The following is a 19,188-nucleotide window of genomic DNA, read 5'->3' as shown; positions in this document are numbered from 1 at the left end:
AACAATAAGCTGACACTCTAGCGCACTGAGCGCAGAAAGCGACCCTGAGCAACCGGTTGCGAAAAATCAGTGTTTTGCCACGCTAAACTCTATAGGATACGCGGCGATAAATTTTTTAGCGGAACAGTGGAATGACTAATCAGGGCCTTTTGCAGCGCATCTTCAAACTGCAGGAACACGGAACCACCATGCGTACCGAAGTGATTGCCGGTTGCACGACTTTCCTGACGATGGTGTACATCGTTTTCGTTAACCCGCAAATTCTCGGTGTAGCGGGCATGGATACGCAGGCAGTGTTTGTTACTACCTGCTTGATTGCCGCGTTCGGCAGTATTCTGATGGGGCTGGTGGCGAATTTGCCGGTAGCACTGGCACCGGCGATGGGCCTGAACGCCTTCTTCGCCTTTGTGGTGGTCGGGGCCATGGGATACTCGTGGCAGATTGGTATGGGCGCGATTTTCTGGGGCGCGCTGGGTCTGCTGATCCTCACACTGCTGCGCGTGCGTTACTGGATGATTGCCAACATTCCGCTCAGCCTGCGTGTTGGCATCACCGCTGGTATTGGTCTGTTTATCGCCATGATGGGGCTGAAAAACGCCGGAATTATCGTGCCAAACGCCGATACCATTGTGGCTGTGGGTAATCTGACCTCGCACAGCGTGCTGCTTGGGGCGCTGGGTTTCTTCATCATCGCGATTCTGGCTTCCCGCAATATCCATGCGGCGGTGCTGGTGTCGATTGTGGTGACGACCGCGCTAGGCTTGATCATTGGCGATGTGAAATTCAGCGGCGTGTTCGCAGCGCCACCTGCGATCACATCCGTTGTAGGCCAGGTTGATATCAAAGGCGCGTTCAATATCGGCATGGCCGGGGTGATCTTCTCCTTTATGCTGGTCAATCTGTTCGACTCCTCCGGCACGCTGATTGGCGTGACCGATAAAGCCGGGCTGACCGACGAGAAAGGCACTTTCCCGCGCATGAAGCAGGCGCTGTACGTCGATAGCATCAGTTCGGTGACCGGTTCGCTGATTGGTACCTCATCGGTAACCGCCTACATTGAAAGTTCGTCCGGTGTGGCGATCGGCGGTCGTACCGGCTTGATGGCGGTGATCACCGGGATTCTGTTCCTGCTGGTGATGTTCCTGTCACCGCTGGCGGCGATGGTGCCCTCTTATGCGGCGGCGGGTGCGCTGATTTACGTTGGCGTATTGATGACGGCGTCGCTGTCACGCGTGCAGTGGGACGATCTCACCGAAGCGGTGCCAGCGTTTGTTACTGCGGCGATGATGCCGTTCAGCTTCTCGATCACGGAAGGTATCGCGCTGGGCTTTATCTCTTACTGCGTGATGAAGTTGGGAACCGGCCGCTGGCGTGAAATCAGCCCGTGCGTGGTGGTGGTCGCGCTACTGTTCGTGCTGAAAATCGTCTTTATCGATGCCCACTAAACAGTAAAGGCCGCTGATGCGGCCTTTTTTACGGATGTCCCATCTCATGCGGCGTGACCAAACTGGTCAGGCGCAGCGTATGCGGCCCTATATTGGGTTTACTCATCTCGACATCGCGCAGTGCTTGCCACTGCTGCGCGCCATCAATCTCCCACAGATGTAAGCGTTCGGTGCCGGGCGACAGCGCGCACGACCACACCAGCGTGGGCTCAGCATCACACACCGCCTGAATATCGGGGAACACGGTGGAACGCAGCCGACCGGCCGCAGGATGCAAACGCAGTGAATCAATACCGCTATCGGTTTCGCCGGTGAGCTTGAGAATGCTTTGGCGCAGCGTCCAGATTTGCGTCAGCGCTTCCATGAAATCCTGCTGCGCGTTAATCCATGCTTTTTCGCCGGAGGAGAGATCCTGTGTCAGCATATCCTGTGTTTGGCGACTGTGTGCGCGCACAATTTCCATATCCAGTCCGGCGCGGCCGCCTTCTTCGGCCAGCAGCACACCGATAGTGTTTCCGGCGTAGGAGATGCTGAAATCGGGCAGGTTGGCATCGGCAAAACAGGGACGTCCGCTGCTGCTGGTCGTTAGCGCGGGGAGTTCGCGGATACCGTAGACGCGTAACATCAGCTGAGCAAGCAGTTCGCGTGCGGCGAGAAAGCGTCCGCGACGCTTGTCAGCGAAGCGCTGAGCGCTGTTGATTACTTCTTGTGGCACCCGCATGTTCTCAGAAGAAAAGGGCGGATTACCTATCCAACGTACAAAATGACTAGCCATCTGTCGCTCCATGAAAATGGTCGAATAATCATCAGTGCTATTGTAAGAATTTTCTCATGGGTTTGCATCCGGCTTAAGATGGAATAGGCGATATTTCAGATAAGGACGAAGCCATGCGGCAATCCCATTTGGCAACTTTGCATAGAACGCTTTTGCAGAAACCTGCCGGATTGAGTGCCTAACTGTGTGATGTGGTGTAGGATTTGGGCAGTAAAACAGCACATCAAAGTGCGCTAACTCTTCATTCATCTGCCCATTGTGCGCATTGTTAAAACAGGCACGTCGGAGTTTTTTATGTCAGATACCGCTATTTCTCGCCAGGAATCGATCTCGCTTGATGAGTTTCGTCACGGCATGCGTCGCTTAACCGCGGGTGTTTCTCTGGTTACCACCGAATTTCAGGGCGAAAAGCTGGGGCTGATTGCCACGTCGGTCAGTTCGCTTGCGGCTGAGCCACCCAGCCTGCTGGTATGCGTGAATCGTAGCGCGTCCAGTCATGATGCTTTTACCGCAGCCGGCCATTTTGCCGTGAACGTGCTGCGTGAGCAGCATGACGACTTATGTGCCCAGTTCAGCCAATCCTCACGCCGCGCCGAGCGTTTTCAAAACGGTACGTGGCAGACGCTGAATACCGGCGCGCCGATTCTGGCTGATGCGCTGGTGAGTTTTGATTGCCAGCTGGAGAAGGTAGTGGAGTGGAACACGCACAGCGTGCTGCTGGCGCGTATCGTGGGCATTGCTCTGCCAGGTGAAGCGGCAGAGCCGATGATCTACTTCAACAGCGGCTTCCATTCACTGGGATAACCGCTTGAAACGGGCGTCGTGGGCTAAGCCCGACGCCTTTTCTCAATCAGGCAAAGGTGCTGGCTTCATCAAAGCCGAGACGCGGCAGACGCGCGTGCAGTTTGCTGGCTTCGCCATAGCCGAGATTGATCAGTAAGTTCACCTGCCATTTGCTCTCGCTAAAGAAGGCGTCGTTCACTTTTGACGGATCGAAACCGGACATCGGGCCGGCATCCAGGCCCAGCGAACGCGCAGCCAGAATCAAATAACCTGCCTGCAAGCTGCTGTTACGGAACGCGGTCTCTTTCGCCAGATCCGGGCTGCTGGTAAACCAGCTGCGCGCATCACCATGCGGGAACAGCTTCGGCAGCGCTTCATAGAACTCAGGATCCCACGCCACGATCACCGTTACCGGAGCGGACATGGTTTTGTCGACGTTGCCGGAGGAGAGCGCGGGTTTCAGCTTCTCTTTGCCTTCCTGCGAGGTCACAAACACAAAACGGCCCGGCGAGCAGTTAGCCGAGGTTGGACCCAGCGCGGTCAGGTGATAGAGCTGCTCCAGCACCTCCCGAGAAACCGGTTTGTCCTGCCAATAGCTGTGGGTGCGGGCTTCGATGAACAGCGTGTTCAGCGCCACGCTGTCGAGCGTTGTACTCATGTTTCTCTCCTGTTCAGGCAGCAACTTGCGCCCAATATTTAGCATGAATAATGAATGTACCCAGCAGGACCTGTTCGCCGGGCAATGATCGTTATACTGCAAAGGCGTGGGAGAGCCAAATAACAAAGACGCATGTCAACCGGGCGCCAGATGCGCGTGAATGCGCACCCGACATGAGAACGCCGCAGGCCATTACTTACCAATACAGAAACTGGAGAAGATTCTGCCCAGCAAATCGTCTGAGGTGAATTCACCGGTGATTTCGCTCAGCGCTTGCTGCGCTAACCGTAACTCTTCTGCCAGTAATTCGCCGGCCCACGCGCCTAACAGCTGATGCTTGCCCTGCTGCAAGTGGGTTGCGGCTAACTCCAGTGCTTGCAGATGGCGGCGACGGGCGAGGAATCCACCTTCCATATTGCCGGCAAATCCCATGCTCTGTTTCAGGTGATCGCGCAGCGCTTCCACACCTTCCCCGGTGCGCGCCGAGAGACGAATCAGTGAGTGACCGTTCACTTCAGTGAGGCCCAGCTCTTCGCCGGTCATATCCGCTTTGTTACGCACCACGGTAATTGGCAGCGCTTCCGGCAAACGGGCAACAAAATCTGGCCAGATGGCGGCGGCTTCAGTCGCGTCGGTGGTGGTGCCATCGACCATAAACAGCACGCGGTTGGCCTGCTCGATCTCCTGCCACGCGCGTTCAATACCAATGCGCTCGACCTCGTCGCTGGCTTCACGTAAACCGGCAGTATCGATGATGTGCAGCGGCATGCCGTCAATATGGATATGCTCGCGCAGGACGTCGCGCGTGGTGCCAGCGATATCAGTCACAATCGCCGCTTCGCGTCCGGCTAAGGCATTCAGCAGGCTCGATTTTCCGGCATTGGGACGACCGGCAATCACCACTTTCATCCCTTCACGTAGCAGGCTGCCCTGACGCGCTTCGGCACGCACGCCGTTGAGGTCGCCGATCACCACATTGAGCTGTGCTTCAATTTTGCCGTCGGAAAGGAAATCGATCTCCTCATCCGGGAAGTCGATGGCCGCTTCCACATAGATGCGCAGGTGAGTAAGTGCTTCCACAAGTGCGTTGATGCGCAGGGAAAACGCGCCCTGCAGCGAGTTTACCGCCGAGCGGGCGGCTTGCTCTGAGCTGGCATCGATCAGATCGGCAATCGCTTCGGCTTGCGCCAAATCGAGCTTGTCGTTAAGGAAGGCGCGTTCGGAGAATTCACCAGGTTGTGCAATGCGTAAGCCGGGCAGCGCCACGATGCGCTTGAGCAGCAGGTCGAGAATCACCGGGCCGCCGTGGCCTTGCAGCTCCAGCACATCTTCACCGGTGAAGGAGTTCGGGCCAGGAAACCACAGCGCAATGCCCTGATCCAGCACGCTGCCATCGGCGTCGGTAAAGGGCAGATAGTCGGCATAGCGCGGCTTTGGCAGCTTGCCGAGCACGGCTTGCGCTACCTCAGCGGCTTTGGCGCCGGAGATACGCAGAATGCCAACGCCGCCACGGCCGGGAGGCGTCGCCTGGGCAACGATAGTGTCGCTGTGGCTCATGATTCCACCTTAAACTTTTAGGGTATTAATAAATAAAAATAGGGCGACATAAATGTCGCCCTTTGATTATACGCTGCTGCTGGTCGCAGTCAGGCGTTACGCTTTCTTCTTGTCGCGGCTATGCAGACCACGTTTTTCCAGGCCGCGATAAATCAGCTGCTGCTGGAGAATGGTCACCAGGTTGCTGACGATGTAGTACAGCACCAGACCTGATGGGAACCACAGGAAGAACACGGTGAAGATTACCGGCATGTAGGTCATGATCTTCTGCTGCATCGGATCGGTCACGGTGGTCGGTGACATCTTCTGAATGAAGAACATGGTGATACCCATGATGATCGGCAGAATGTAGTACGGATCCTGCGCTGACAGGTCATGAATCCACAGAATAAACGGCGCATGACGCAGTTCAACCGAGCCTGACAGCATGTAGTACAAGGCCAGGAAGATTGGCATCTGGATAACCAGTGGCAGACAGCCGCCCAGCGGGTTCACTTTCTCCGCCTTATACAGCGCCATCATTTCCTGGCTCTGCTTCTGCTTATCATCGCCCAGACGTTCACGCATCGCCTGAATCTTCGGCTGCAGCATACGCATCTTCGCCATCGAGGTGTACTGCGCTTTAGTCAGCGGGTACATGATGCCACGTACGATGAAGGTGATAACGATAATGGAGAAGCCCCAGTTACCGATAAAGCTGTGGATGAACTTCAGCAGCTTAAACAGCGGCTGCGAGATGAACCACAACCAGCCGTAATCCACGGTCAGATCCAGGTGCGGCGCGATAGCTGCCATCTGATCCTGAATTTCCGGGCCTACCCACAGCGTTGCGCCGAGATCTTGCTGTGCGCCTGCGCCAACGGTCACAGGAGCAGATTTGTAGCCAATTGCTGCGACGCCATTGCCGAGGTTAGTGGTGTACAGCGTGTTATTACCCTGCGTGCGCGGCACCCAGGCGGTAGCAAAGTACTGCTGCAGCATCGCCACCCAACCATTGCTGGTGGTGGTGTTCAGGTTCTCGTTATCCGCGATGGTGTCGAATTTATATTTTTCGTATTTCGCATCGCTGGTTGAGTATGCTGCGCCACGGAAGGTGTGCAGAGCAAAGTTGTTGCTGCCGGTATCGCGATGCTTAGGCACCTCGATGGTCTGCTTCAGCTGACCAAACATCGACACTTCCAGCGGCTGCTGAGTGGTGTTGTTGATGTTGTAGTCAACGTTTACCGCATACTCACCGCGCTTGAAGACGAAAGTCTTGGTGTAAACCACGCCGTTTTCACCGGTCCAGGTCAACGGTACGCGCAGTTCGCTCTGGCCATCTGCCATCACGAAGCTATCTTGCGAAGTGGTATACAGCGGACGTGCGCCATTGTTCGGGTTATCCGGGCCGTTGCGGCCAGTTAAGCCACTCTGCGCCTGATAAACGAAGGCCGGTGTAGTTTCAAGCAGCTGGAACGGTGCATCTGAACCCAGTTTGTCCGGGTAAGTCAGCAGCTGAGCCTGCTCAATATCGCCACCACGCGTATTGATGTTGAGTGACAGGACATCTGTCTTAACGGTGATCGTTTTGCCCTGTCCGCTAGCCGGCACGCCGGAAGTGGCGGCATCACCCGCTGCGCTGTTTGTGTTTTGCGTGGTCTGGGTTTGCTGTGGCTGCGGAGCGTGGTCCGTCTGCCAGGCTTGCCAGATCATAAAAGACACGAACAGAAAAGCGATGAGAAAGAGATTGCGTTGCGAATCCATCGTTAATGTTCTCTGGTATCAAAGGTTTTTGGCGGCACAGGATCGTCACCACCCGGGTTCAAAGGGTGGCATTTTAATACGCGTTTTATCGTCAACCAACTGCCTTTTACAACGCCAAAGCGGCGCAAGGCCTCAATCCCATACTGCGAACAGGTGGGATGGAACCGGCAATGAGGTCCCAGCAGTGGGCTGATGGCGCGTTGATAAACGCGTATCAGGGCAATCAGGAGCCGCGAGCCAGGCGACAGTGACGACGCCATAGTTTCTCCAACGCTTCCGTCAGCGCACGGTTATCCAGGTCAGCAATCCCTTTTTTAGCCACGATCACAAAATCCATTGCAGGGAGCTCATGTTGACGCAGACGAAAGCTTTCGCGGGTCAATCGCTTGATCCGGTTGCGTTCATGGGCGCGTTTTACATGTTTTTTTGCGACGGTGAGACCGATGCGGGGATGCCCCAGCGCGTTAAGTCGGCCGAGTATGGTGATTTGCGGCGTACCGGCTCGTTGTGGCTGCTGGAAGACGAAAGTGAAATGAGTGGGAGTTAACAAACGTAACTCCCTGGGAAATGCGAGCTTAACCACGAGGGTTAGCTTTATTACTTAGAAACGGTCAGACGAGAACGGCCTTTAGCACGACGACGTGCCAGAACCTGACGACCATTTTTTGTTGCCATACGAGCACGGAAACCGTGTGAACGGTTGCGCTTCAGTACGGACGGTTGAAAAGTGCGTTTCATGGCGATTTCTACCTAAACTTGAAAATTTTCACTGGGTGACGCGTTTTCGGGCCAGTAAATCGACCAACGCCTCAATGTGTCTTTAATAAAGAGGCGGGATTGTAATAATTGTACAGTCCAGAGTCAATTCACTTCGCTGGTCGCGGCACCTGGAAACCCAGATACAGCCCGCTGATTCCGGGCATCAAGGCTTCACGCAATAATGCCGGGTGGGGAATTATACGGGCTGTGGGTTAAAGCGCAAGGATCGCGCAGGATCTTCTTGCGATCAGTTTGCAGATTTGCTGCACGGAAACGAGAGCTTGCCAGAAAAATTAACGCTTTCAGCCACATTAACGCTGGCTTTTTTCGCAGAAAGCGTAAACTCATTATCACTTCAGTAGCCTGTGGATAAATTGGATCAAAACTGTGTAGAAAGGGAAGATCTCTGTGCAGCTTTACGTTATGATCCGCCCTTCCGCTGACGATCCTCGCTGCGATCGCCGGGGAAGACTACCGCGAATAGCGGTCGCAGGCGCTTTCCAACCGTCTGTGTCTAAAAATTACGTTTCTATTTATTAGCGCCTAAAATTCTTATCGATTTTGTACGAGTGGAGTCCGCCGTGTCACTTACGCTTTGGCAACAGTGTCTTGCCCGTTTGCAGGATGAGCTTCCTGCCACCGAATTCAGCATGTGGATTCGTCCGCTGCAAGCTGAATTAAACGACAATACGCTGACCTTGTATGCACCAAATCGGTTTGTACTCGACTGGGTTAGAGATAAATATCTCAATAGTATCAATGGGCTGCTGAATGAATTCTGCGGTGCAAATGTGCCGTTACTGCGTTTCGAAGTCGGTACGCGCCCTGCAGCACAGGTCACTACTAACCAACCGGCGATGGCCAGTTACAATGCGCCCGCGCCGATCGAAAATCGTCCGGCACCCGCGCAAATTTTGCGTCCAAGTTGGGATTCCGTTCCCGCACCGGCCGATGTGACTTACCGCTCCAATGTGAATAACCGTCATAACTTCGACAACTTCGTTGAAGGTAAATCGAACCAGCTGGCGCGCGCGGCGGCACGTCAGGTGGCGGATAATCCTGGCGGCGCTTATAACCCACTGTTCCTTTATGGCGGCACCGGCCTGGGTAAAACTCACCTGTTGCACGCGGTGGGTAACGGCATTATTGCGCGCAAGCCCAATGCCAAAGTGGTGTACATGCACTCTGAGCGTTTTGTGCAGGACATGGTTAAAGCCCTGCAGAACAACGCCATTGAAGAGTTTAAGCGTTACTACCGCTCGGTTGATGCGCTGCTGATCGATGACATTCAATTCTTTGCCAATAAAGAGCGCTCGCAGGAAGAGTTCTTCCATACCTTCAACGCGCTGCTGGAAGGCAATCAACAGATCATCCTGACCTCGGATCGCTATCCAAAAGAGATCAACGGCGTCGAAGATCGCCTGAAATCACGTTTTGGTTGGGGATTAACCGTGGCGATCGAGCCGCCTGAACTGGAAACGCGCGTCGCGATTCTGATGAAGAAAGCCGATGAAAACGATATTCGCCTGCCGGGTGAAGTCGCCTTCTTTATTGCTAAGCGTTTGCGTTCCAATGTCCGCGAGCTGGAAGGCGCGCTGAACCGCGTGATTGCCAACGCGAACTTTACCGGTCGCGCGATTACCATCGATTTCGTGCGCGAAGCGCTGCGCGATCTGCTGGCGCTGCAGGAAAAGCTGGTCACCATCGATAATATTCAGAAAACGGTGGCCGAGTATTACAAAATTAAAGTGGCGGATTTGCTGTCGAAACGCCGTTCGCGTTCGGTAGCGCGTCCGCGCCAGATGGCGATGGCGATGGCGAAAGAGCTCACCAACCACAGCTTGCCGGAGATTGGCGATGCGTTTGGTGGCCGCGACCATACCACCGTGCTTCACGCTTGCCGTAAAATCGAGCAACTGCGTGAAGAGAGCCACGACATTAAAGAAGATTTCTCTAACCTCATTCGAACACTATCTTCCTGACGCATATGAAATTTATTGTAGAACGTGAGCAGTTACTGAAGCCACTGCAACAGGTTAGCGGTCCACTTGGCGGACGCCCGACGCTGCCAATCCTCGGAAATTTACTGCTGCAAGTAAGCGAAGGCTCGCTGCGCTTGACCGGTACCGATCTGGAAATGGAAATGGTAGCCCGTGTTGCGCTGACGCAGCCACACGAGCCGGGCGCCACCACGGTTCCTGCGCGTAAATTCCTCGATATTTGCCGCGGTTTGCCGGAAGGCGCTGAGATCAGCCTGACGCTGGAAGGCGACAGAATGTTGGTGCGTTCTGGCCGCAGCCGTTTCTCGCTGTCAACGCTGCCCGCCAGCGACTTCCCGAATCTGGATGACTGGCAGAGCGAGGTGGAATTCACCTTGCCGCAGGCGACGCTAAAACGCCTGATTGAAGCCACGCAGTTCTCAATGGCGCATCAGGATGTGCGTTATTATCTCAACGGTATGCTGTTCGAAACCGAAGGCGAAGAGTTGCGTACCGTCGCCACCGATGGTCACCGCCTTGCAGTGTGCTCCATGCCGATTGGTCAGGCGCTGCCGAACCATTCGGTGATCGTGCCGCGTAAAGGGGTGATTGAGTTGATGCGTTTGCTCGATGGTGGCGAAACGCCGCTGCAGGTGCAAATCGGCAGCAGCAACATCCGCGCACACGTTGGCGACTTTATCTTTACGTCGAAGCTGGTTGATGGCCGTTTCCCGGATTATCGCCGCGTACTGCCGAAGAATCCCGACAAAGCGCTGGAAGCCGGCTGTGATATTTTGAAGCAGGCGTTTGCGCGTGCGGCGATTCTCTCGAATGAGAAATTCCGCGGTGTTCGCATCTATATCACCGAAAATCAGCTCAAGATCACGGCGAATAACCCAGAGCAGGAAGAAGCGGAAGAGATGCTGGATGTCTCTTACAACGGCACCGATCTGGAGATTGGCTTCAACGTCAGTTACGTGCTGGATGTGTTGAATGCGCTCAAGTGCGAGAACGTGCGTTTGCTGCTGACCGATGGCGTATCGAGCGTGCAGATTGAGGATGTGGCCAGTCCGGCTGCAGCCTACGTCGTGATGCCAATGCGCTTGTGATCCTTATCGGGCTAACTTACTCGCTATTTTGCGCCCGGGCAGTGCTCGTCCCTGGTCACATACTTCAGTATGCTCCCAGGGCCTGCGCGCTGGCCGTGCACAAACTAGCTTCGACGTTAACGCCCTTGATTGTCGATGTTAGGTAAAACCCTCTCCTACCGTTCTCGCTGGATTCGTTATGGCTTTAACCCGCCTCCTGATTAAAGATTTTCGCAATATCGAGCAGGCCGATCTGGCTTTGGCGCCGGGGTTTAATTTCCTTGTCGGTGCCAACGGCAGCGGTAAAACCAGCGTGCTGGAGGCGATTTACACGCTGGGGCACGGTCGCGCATTTCGCAGTTTGCAAGCGGGCCGCGTGATTCGTCACGATCAGGACGCCTTTGTGCTGCACGGCCGTATTGAAGGCAGCGAACTTGAAATGTCGGTCGGTCTGACCAAGAATCGCGCTGGCGACAGCAAAGTGCGTATTGATGGCAGCGATGGTCACAAAGTCGCCGAGTTGGCGCAGCTGCTGCCGATGCAACTGATTACGCCGGAAGGTTTTACCCTGCTCAATGGCGGTCCAAAATACCGTCGAGCCTACATCGATTGGGGCTGCTTTCACGCCTCGCCTGGTTTTTTCCATGCCTGGAGCAATTTGCGTCGCCTGCTGAAACAGCGCAATGCGGCGCTGCGTCAGGTTTCGCGCTACAGCCAGATTCGTCCGTGGGATCAGGAACTGGTGCCGCTGGCCGAACAGATCAGCGCCTGGCGCGCCGAATACAGCGCGGCGATTTCCCGCGAGATCATCGCCACCTGCGGTCAGTTTTTACCGGAGTTTGCGTTAACGTTCTCTTTCCAGCGCGGCTGGGATAAAGAGAGCGACTACGCCGAACTGCTGGAACGCAATTTCGAGCGCGACCGTGCGCTCACGTATACCGCCAGCGGCCCGCATAAAGCCGATTTTCGCATTCGTGCTGAGGGCACGCCGGTGGAAGATTTACTCTCACGCGGCCAGTTAAAACTGCTGATGTGCGCGCTGCGCTTAGCGCAGGGTGAATACCTGACGCGCAGCAGCGGACAACGCTGTTTGTATTTGATTGATGACTTTGCCTCAGAGCTGGATGACACCCGTCGTCGGCTGTTAGCTGAACGCCTAAAAGCCACGCAGGCTCAAGTATTTGTCAGCGCCATTGGTGTCGAGCATGTAATCGACATGAGTGATGAAAAGGGCAAGATGTTCCGCGTGGAACAGGGTAAAATAGTGGTTCAACCTGAAGATTAAATGAGCGAGAAACGTTGATGTCGAATTCTTATGACTCCTCAAGTATCAAAGTCCTGAAAGGGCTTGATGCGGTACGCAAACGCCCGGGTATGTACATCGGCGATACGGATGACGGCACCGGTCTGCATCACATGGTATTCGAAGTCGTGGATAACGCAATCGACGAAGCGCTCGCCGGTCACTGTAGTGATATTACCGTTACTATTCATGCAGATAACTCTGTCTCGGTGCAAGATGATGGTCGTGGTATTCCTACTGGCATTCACCCGGAAGAGGGCGTCTCTGCTGCTGAAGTGATCATGACCGTCCTGCACGCAGGCGGTAAATTTGATGATAACTCATATAAAGTTTCCGGTGGTCTGCACGGCGTTGGCGTTTCAGTCGTAAATGCCCTGTCACAGAAGCTGGAGCTGACCATTCGCCGTGAAGGCAAAGTGCATCAGCAGGTTTATCAGCACGGCGTGCCGCAGGCACCGCTGGCGGTGTCCGGTGATACCGATGCAACCGGTACTCGCGTGCGTTTCTGGCCGAGCTACGAAACCTTCACCAATGTGATTGAGTTTGAGTACGAAATCCTGGCGAAACGCCTGCGTGAACTGTCGTTCCTTAACTCTGGCGTCTCAATTCGTCTGGAAGACAAACGCGACGGCAAGAACGATCACTTCCACTACGAAGGCGGCATCAAGGCTTTCGTTGAGTATCTCAACAAGAACAAAACCCCGATTCACCCAACGGTGTTCTACTTCTCGACGGAGAAAGATGGCATTGGCGTGGAAGTGGCGCTGCAGTGGAACGATGGTTTCCAGGAAAACATCTACTGCTTCACCAACAACATTCCACAGCGCGACGGCGGTACGCACCTGGCGGGCTTCCGTGCGGCAATGACGCGTACGCTGAATGCCTACATGGATAAAGAGGGCTACAGCAAAAAAGCCAAAGTCAGTGCGACCGGTGACGATGCGCGTGAAGGCCTGATTGCAGTGGTTTCCGTGAAAGTGCCGGATCCGAAATTCTCTTCTCAGACCAAAGATAAGCTGGTCTCTTCAGAGGTGAAATCGGCGGTTGAGCAGCAGATGAACGAACTGCTGGCGGAATACCTGCTGGAAAACCCGTCTGACGCGAAAATCGTGGTTGGCAAAATCATCGATGCAGCGCGTGCGCGTGAAGCTGCCCGCCGTGCTCGTGAGATGACGCGCCGCAAAGGCGCGCTGGATTTGGCCGGTCTGCCGGGCAAACTGGCCGACTGTCAGGAGCGCGATCCGGCGCTGTCTGAAATCTACCTGGTGGAGGGTGACTCTGCAGGCGGATCCGCTAAACAGGGTCGTAACCGTAAGAATCAGGCGATTCTGCCGCTGAAGGGTAAAATCCTGAACGTGGAGAAAGCGCGTTTCGACAAGATGCTGGCTTCGCAGGAAGTAGCCACGCTGATCACCGCGCTGGGCTGTGGTATCGGCCGTGATGAATACAATCCGGACAAACTGCGTTATCACAGCATCATCATCATGACCGATGCGGACGTCGACGGCTCGCACATTCGTACGCTGCTGTTGACCTTCTTCTACCGTCAGATGCCAGAAATCGTCGAACGTGGTCACGTCTATATTGCGCAGCCGCCGCTGTACAAAGTGAAGAAAGGCAAGCAAGAACAGTATATTAAAGACGACGAAGCGATGGATCAGTATCAGATTTCCATCGCCCTCGACGGCGCAACGCTGCACACCAACGCCAGCGCACCGGCGTTAGGTGGCCAGCCGCTGGAAACGCTGGTGGCGGATTTCAACGGCACGCAGCGCATGATCAAACGTATGGAGCGCCGTTTCCCTACGGCTCTGCTGCGCGGGCTGATCTACCATCCAACCTTGAGCGACCTCAGCGATGAAGCCGCTGTGAAAGGCTGGATCGACGGTTTAGTGGCGTATCTGACCGAACGTGAAGCACACGGAAGCAGCTATCTGGCCCATGTCCGCGCCAACCATGAGCAGAAGTTTGAACCGGTGCTGCGTGTGCGCACGCACGGCGTTGATACCGATTATCCGCTGGATAGCGAATTCATCGATGGACCGGAATACCGCAAAATCTGTGCGCTGGGCGAGCAGCTGCGCGGCCTGATCGAAGAAGATGCCTATATCGAACGTGGCGAACGTCGTCAGCCGGTCACCAGCTTCGAGCAGGCGATTGAGTGGCTGGTGAAAGAGTCGCGTCGCGGTCTGTCAGTCCAGCGTTATAAAGGTTTGGGTGAGATGAATCCAGAGCAGCTGTGGGAAACCACCATGGATCCCGATAGCCGCCGCATGTTGCGCGTGACCATCAAGGATGCGATTGCTGCCGATCAGCTGTTCACCACCTTGATGGGCGATGCGGTAGAACCGCGCCGCGCCTTCATCGAAGAGAATGCGCTGAAAGCCGCCAACATCGATATCTAATCGACACGTCAACACGTAAAAACCCTTCCCTGGTGGAAGGGTTTTTTATTTTCCGCCCGGCAAAACGCGCAAAGCCCGCTGCGGTAAAAAATCTGAATGGGGCGCGAAACTGGTCAATGTGAGCTGAATCGCGCTAGCATTGATCAAAACCCTGACTCAATGAGGACGTTATGGCTATAAAACTGGTTGCAATCGATATGGACGGCACGCTGCTCAATCCGCAGCACGAGATCACGCCTGCCGTTAAATCGGCCATTGAACGCGCGCATAAAAAAGGTGTGATGGTGGTGCTCACCACCGGCCGTCCGTTTGTCGGCATTCAGCGCTATCTGATGGAGCTGAATCTGGTTGATGAAGGCCAATATTGCATCAGCTATAACGGTGCGCTGGTGCATCGCGCTAATGATGGCGAGTGCGTCGCGGAAATCACCTTGGGTTTCGACGACTATCTGTATATCGAACAGCTGGCGCGCGATCTTGGCGTCCACTTCCAGGCCTTCGATAAATCTTTCCTCTATACGCCGAACAAAGACATCAGTGAGTTCACCATCCACGAAGCGAGCCTGACCGGCATTCCGGTGCGCTATCGTTCTGTGGAAGAGATGGATCGCGCCACGCGTTTCCCTAAGCTGATGATGATCGATAAGCCCGATCTGCTGGATTCTGCCATTCAGCGCTTGCCGCAGCAGGCGCGTGACAACTACACCATCCTCAAAAGCGCACCTTATTATCTCGAAATCCTCGATGCCCGCGTGAATAAAGGGCAAGGCGTGAAAATGCTGGCTGAGAAGCTCGGCCTGGCGCGTGAAGAGGTGATGGCGATTGGCGATCAGGAAAACGATCTGGCGATGATTGAGTATGCAGGAACCGGCGTAGCAATGGGCAATGCGATTGATTCCGTGAAGAAAATCGCGCAGTTCATTACCAAAACCAACATGGAACACGGCGTAGCGCACGCCATTGAAGAGCTGGTGCTGTAAACCCTCGTTATTCCTCGTCACGCTGTTTTTAGGTCGCCATCCATGGCGACACTTCAAATCTCACCAAGCCTTCATAAGGTCGCCATTTATGGCGACCTTATCGCGTTATGACACATGACTTGTCTATTTTGTGATCCACATTGTAGTACAAATTGGATTAATGGTACTACAATCGACAACGCAGGTCAGGGCGGCCGTTAGGCTTCGCTACGCGAAAGCAGTAATCTGATGCGTACCTGCCTTTCACTAAATGGAACATCATGTCGCAAGAACAACTAAGCAAAACAGAGCGCATCATCCTGACGCTGGGTGAAGAGATTGTGGCCGGCAAGTTTGTGCCGGGCGCGGCGTTACCCGCGGAAGCTGAGCTGTGTGAACGCTTCGGCACCTCGCGCAATATCATCCGCGAAGTGTTTCGCTCGCTGATGGCGAAGCGCTTGATGGAGATGAAACGCTATCGCGGCGCGTTCGTCACGCCGCGCAATCACTGGAACTATCTGGATAGCGACGTATTGCAGTGGGCGCTGGCGCACGATCAGGACCCGCGTCTGATTGCCGCCATGAACGAAGTGCGTGTGCTGGTCGAGCCGCAGATTGCACGCTGGTCTGCCGAGCGCGCCACCTCAAGCGATCTGGCTGCGATTGAACTGGCGTACAACGACATGGTGGCCAACCATCTCAATCGTGATGCCTTTAATGAAGCGGATATCCGCTATCACGAAGCGGTGCTGAATTCGGTACACAATCCGGTGCTGCAGCAGCTCAATGTGGCGATCAGCCAGCTGCAAAAAGCGGTGTTCGCGCAAACCTACATGGCGGATGAAGGCAACATGCCGCGTACGCTCGCCGAACATAAAGCGCTGTTTGATGCCATTCGTCATCAGGATGGCGATGCTGCCGAGCAGGCGGCGAAAGCGATGATTGCCAGCTCAACGGCGCGACTCAAGGAGATTATGTGACCAGCTATATCGCGATTGATTGGGGCTCAACTAACCTGCGCGCCTGGCATTATCAAGCCGGCGTTTGCATCGATGAGCGTCGTTCGGAAGCCGGCGTCACGCGCCTGGGCGATCGCACACCCGCCGAAGTGTTTGCCAGCGTCACCGCAGGTTGGCCAGTCGATGACGTGCCGGTGGTGATGGCGGGCATGGTAGGCAGCAATGCCGGCTGGCTGTCGGTGCCCTATCTCTCCTGCCCGGTGGCGCTGTGCGACATCGCTAGCCGCCTGACGCGCGTCGAGGATAAAGCGTGGATCGTGCCGGGATTGAGCGTCGAACGTGCCGACAACTACAACGTGATGCGCGGTGAAGAGACGCAGCTGCTTGGCGCGCTGGAACTGCAGCCTGCGCCGCTCTATGTGATGCCAGGCACGCACGCCAAATGGGTGCAGATGGAACAGGATCGCGTGCTGGATTTCCGCACCGTGATGACCGGCGAACTGCATCATCTGCTGCTCAAACAGTCGCTGGTTGGCGCAGGTTTACCCGAACAGCAAGAGAACGCGGCGGCTTTCCGCGCAGGTGTGCAAGTCGGCAGCAACGATGCCTCGATTCTGTCGCGCCTGTTTGAAGTGCGTGCTTCACACGTACTCGGCGCGCGCGATCGCCGCCATATCAGCGACTTTCTTTCAGGCTTGCTGATTGGTCACGAAGTGGCGCTGATGACGCAGCAGGCCGACGCCGCAAGCCAACCGATCACCATTATTGCCGGTAGTGCGCTGGCGCAACGTTATCAGCAGGCGCTGCAGTTTATCGGCATGGATTCAGTCACGCTGGAAGGCGATCGTGCTTTCCAGCACGGAATAAGGAGTATTGCGAATGTCCTGGCAAACTAAAGTCCCGCTGATCGCCATTCTGCGCGGCATCACGCCGGATGAAGCCGAAGCGCACGTTGGCGCGCTGATTGAAGCGGGTTTCGATGCGATTGAAATCCCGCTCAACTCACCGGAGTGGGCGAAAAGCATCGGCGCGATGGTGAAAACCTTCGGCGATAAAGCGCTGATTGGCGCCGGTACGGTGCTGAATCCGGCGCAGGTCGATGAGCTGGCGACGCTGAACAGCAAATTGGTCGTCACGCCGAATACCGATGCTGCGGTGATCCGCCAGGCGGTCGCCAAAGGGATGATCGTTGCCGCCGGTTGCGCTACCGCGACGGAAGCGTTCACCGCCTTACAGGCCGGTGCGCAGGCGCTGAAAATTTTCCCATCGTCAGCCTTTGGTCCGGGCTACATCAAAGCGCTGAAAGCGGTGCTGCCGCCAGAGGTGCCGGTGTTTGCCGTGGGCGGCGTGACGCCGGAAAACCTGCATGAATTTATGGCCGCAGGCTGCATTGGCGCGGGCTTAGGCAGCGATCTCTATCGCGCCGGTCAACCGCTGTCACGCACTGTGGAACAGGCTCGCGCATTTATTGCTGCATATAAGGACGCTGTACGATGAAAATTACCAAACTGACCACTTACCGCCTGCCGCCGCGCTGGATGTTCCTGAAAATCGAAACTGACGAAGGCATCGTTGGCTGGGGCGAACCGGTGATTGAAGGCCGCGCGCGCAGCGTGGAAGCGGCGGTGCATGAGCTGTCGGAATACCTGATTGGTCAGGATCCGGCGCGCATCAACGACTTATGGCAGGTGATGTATCGCGGCGGCTTCTATCGCGGCGGCCCGATTCTGATGAGCGCCATCGCCGGTATCGATCAGGCGTTGTGGGATATCAAAGGCAAAGCGCTCGGCGTGCCGGTTTATCAACTGCTTGGCGGATTAGTGCGTGACAGCATCAAAGCCTACAGCTGGGTGGGCGGCGATCGTCCAGCCGATGTGATTGATGGCATCAAGAAACTGCGCACCATCGGTTTTGATACCTTCAAACTCAACGGCTGCGAAGAGATGGGCATTATCGATAACGCGCGCAAAGTCGATGACGCGGTGAATACCGTAGCGCAAATTCGTGAAGCCTTCGGTAAAGAGATTGAATTTGGCCTCGATTTCCACGGCCGCGTCAGCGCGCCAATGGCAAAAGTGCTGATCAAAGAGCTGGAGCCGTATCGCCCGCTGTTTATCGAAGAGCCGGTGCTGGCGGAGCAGGCGGAATATTATCCGCGTCTGGCGGCGCAGACTCATATTCCGATCGCCGCTGGCGAACGCATGTTCTCGCGCTTCGAGTTCAAACGCGTGCTGGAAGCGGGTGGACTGGCGATTCTGCAACCGGATTTGTCACACGCGGGCGGTATCACCGAGTGCTACAAAATTGCCGCGATGGCCGAATCTTACGATGTGGCGCTGGCGCCTCACTGTCCGCTCGGCCCAATTGCGCTGGCTGCGTGCCTGCACGTTGACTTCGTGTCACGCAATGCGGTGTTCCAGGAGCAAAGCATGGGGATTCACTATAATCAGGGCGCTGAACTGCTCGATTATTTGATCAATAAAGACGATTTCAAAATGGATGACGGTCATTTCTATCCGTTAAATAAACCGGGACTCGGCGTGGAAATTAACGAAGAGCTGGTGATTGAACGCAGTAAAAATGCCCCTGACTGGCGTAATCCATTATGGCGATTCCCGGACGGTTCAGTCGCTGAATGGTAAATACCCGTCATAATTCAAGCTGCAGATGCGTTGGCTGCGCTCATTCACCCCAGTCACTTACTAGTGTAAGCTCCGTGGGATTCATTCGCTTGCCGCCTTTCTGCAACTCGAATTCTTTAGGGTATTAAATTTT

General features: G+C 55.3%; 18 protein-coding genes. 11 read left to right on the top strand and 7 right to left on the bottom strand.

From position 1 onward, the window contains the following. Positions 1–131: 131 nt before the first annotated feature. Entirely contained in the window at positions 132–1,445 is a 1,314-nt protein-coding gene (locus tag ACVLVH_RS18990) for an NCS2 family permease (RefSeq protein ID WP_217549509.1), read from the top strand. Positions 1,446–1,473: 28 nt separating this feature from the next. Here the strand turns inward: ACVLVH_RS18990 and ACVLVH_RS18985 are convergent, their stop codons facing one another. Then, the gene (locus tag ACVLVH_RS18985) at positions 1,474–2,220 is read right to left on the bottom strand and encodes a 4'-phosphopantetheinyl transferase family protein (protein ID WP_110868240.1); all 747 of its coding nucleotides are present in this window, start codon (positions 2,218–2,220) and stop codon (positions 1,474–1,476) included. A gap of 294 nt (positions 2,221–2,514) precedes the next feature. Between ACVLVH_RS18985 and ACVLVH_RS18980 the strand changes: the two genes are divergently transcribed. Then, the gene (locus ACVLVH_RS18980; protein WP_192414279.1) at positions 2,515–3,024 is read left to right on the top strand and encodes a flavin reductase family protein; all 510 of its coding nucleotides are present in this window, start codon (positions 2,515–2,517) and stop codon (positions 3,022–3,024) included. Between the two features lie 46 nt (positions 3,025–3,070). Here the strand turns inward: ACVLVH_RS18980 and ACVLVH_RS18975 are convergent, their stop codons facing one another. The 6 genes from ACVLVH_RS18975 to rpmH all read right to left on the bottom strand — a co-directional run bounded on the left by ACVLVH_RS18975 (position 3,071) and on the right by rpmH (position 7,699). After that, entirely contained in the window at positions 3,071–3,661 is a 591-nt protein-coding gene (locus ACVLVH_RS18975; protein WP_137386827.1) for a malonic semialdehyde reductase, read from the bottom strand. A gap of 192 nt (positions 3,662–3,853) precedes the next feature. Then, a complete protein-coding gene (gene mnmE / locus ACVLVH_RS18970; protein ID WP_309836560.1) occupies positions 3,854–5,218 on the bottom strand; it encodes a tRNA uridine-5-carboxymethylaminomethyl(34) synthesis GTPase MnmE in 1,365 nt (454 codons plus the stop codon). 96 nt (positions 5,219–5,314) lie between these two features. Further along, positions 5,315–6,961 (bottom strand): membrane protein insertase YidC, encoded by a 1,647-nt coding sequence (gene yidC, locus ACVLVH_RS18965; protein ID WP_101763898.1) that lies wholly within the window; start codon positions 6,959–6,961, stop codon positions 5,315–5,317. Positions 6,962–6,963: 2 nt separating this feature from the next. After that, positions 6,964–7,221, bottom strand: a complete 258-nt coding sequence (gene yidD / locus ACVLVH_RS18960) for a membrane protein insertion efficiency factor YidD (RefSeq protein WP_007893564.1) — start codon at positions 7,219–7,221, stop codon at positions 6,964–6,966. Further along, on the bottom strand, positions 7,185–7,544 hold the full coding sequence (rnpA, locus tag ACVLVH_RS18955; RefSeq protein ID WP_036648555.1) for a ribonuclease P protein component: 360 nt from the start codon (positions 7,542–7,544) through the stop codon (positions 7,185–7,187). The genes yidD and rnpA overlap by 37 nt, the downstream gene beginning before the upstream one ends. A 14-nt stretch (positions 7,545–7,558) precedes the next feature. Then, positions 7,559–7,699 carry a 50S ribosomal protein L34 gene (rpmH, locus tag ACVLVH_RS18950; RefSeq protein ID WP_003849659.1) on the bottom strand — a complete coding sequence of 47 codons (141 nt, stop codon included), beginning with the start codon at positions 7,697–7,699 and terminating at the stop codon, positions 7,559–7,561. Between the two features lie 602 nt (positions 7,700–8,301). Between rpmH and dnaA the strand changes: the two genes are divergently transcribed. The 9 genes from dnaA to dgoD all read left to right on the top strand — a co-directional run bounded on the left by dnaA (position 8,302) and on the right by dgoD (position 19,055). Continuing rightward, on the top strand, positions 8,302–9,702 hold the full coding sequence (gene dnaA / locus ACVLVH_RS18945; protein WP_101763897.1) for a chromosomal replication initiator protein DnaA: 1,401 nt from the start codon (positions 8,302–8,304) through the stop codon (positions 9,700–9,702). 5 nt (positions 9,703–9,707) lie between these two features. Continuing rightward, positions 9,708–10,808, top strand: coding sequence for a DNA polymerase III subunit beta (dnaN, locus tag ACVLVH_RS18940; protein WP_008105300.1), 1,101 nt, complete (start codon positions 9,708–9,710; stop codon positions 10,806–10,808). 178 nt (positions 10,809–10,986) lie between these two features. Further along, positions 10,987–12,072 carry a DNA replication/repair protein RecF gene (gene recF / locus ACVLVH_RS18935; RefSeq protein WP_498949956.1) on the top strand — a complete coding sequence of 362 codons (1,086 nt, stop codon included), beginning with the start codon at positions 10,987–10,989 and terminating at the stop codon, positions 12,070–12,072. Positions 12,073–12,089: 17 nt separating this feature from the next. Next, complete coding sequence (gyrB, locus tag ACVLVH_RS18930; RefSeq protein WP_101763895.1) at positions 12,090–14,495, top strand: DNA topoisomerase (ATP-hydrolyzing) subunit B; 2,406 nt, start codon at positions 12,090–12,092, stop codon at positions 14,493–14,495. A 170-nt stretch (positions 14,496–14,665) separates the two neighbouring features. Beyond that, positions 14,666–15,475, top strand: a complete 810-nt coding sequence (gene yidA / locus ACVLVH_RS18925) for a sugar-phosphatase (RefSeq protein ID WP_110868242.1) — start codon at positions 14,666–14,668, stop codon at positions 15,473–15,475. Between the two features lie 260 nt (positions 15,476–15,735). Beyond that, positions 15,736–16,434 carry a FadR/GntR family transcriptional regulator gene (locus ACVLVH_RS18920; RefSeq protein ID WP_498949955.1) on the top strand — a complete coding sequence of 233 codons (699 nt, stop codon included), beginning with the start codon at positions 15,736–15,738 and terminating at the stop codon, positions 16,432–16,434. Then, a complete protein-coding gene (locus ACVLVH_RS18915) occupies positions 16,431–17,309 on the top strand; it encodes a 2-dehydro-3-deoxygalactonokinase (protein WP_101763892.1) in 879 nt (292 codons plus the stop codon). Before ACVLVH_RS18920 ends, ACVLVH_RS18915 begins: the two co-directional genes overlap by 4 nt. Then, on the top strand, positions 17,293–17,910 hold the full coding sequence (locus ACVLVH_RS18910) for a 2-dehydro-3-deoxy-6-phosphogalactonate aldolase (RefSeq protein WP_061719996.1): 618 nt from the start codon (positions 17,293–17,295) through the stop codon (positions 17,908–17,910). Before ACVLVH_RS18915 ends, ACVLVH_RS18910 begins: the two co-directional genes overlap by 17 nt. After that, complete coding sequence (gene dgoD / locus ACVLVH_RS18905) at positions 17,907–19,055, top strand: galactonate dehydratase (protein ID WP_192414283.1); 1,149 nt, start codon at positions 17,907–17,909, stop codon at positions 19,053–19,055. Before ACVLVH_RS18910 ends, dgoD begins: the two co-directional genes overlap by 4 nt. The last annotated feature ends 133 nt before the right edge of the window (positions 19,056–19,188 follow it).

Source organism: Kluyvera sp. 1366, from assembly GCF_054823405.1.
The sequence above is the reverse complement of the archived record's forward strand: the minus strand, read 5'-3'. Positions and strand labels throughout refer to the sequence as shown.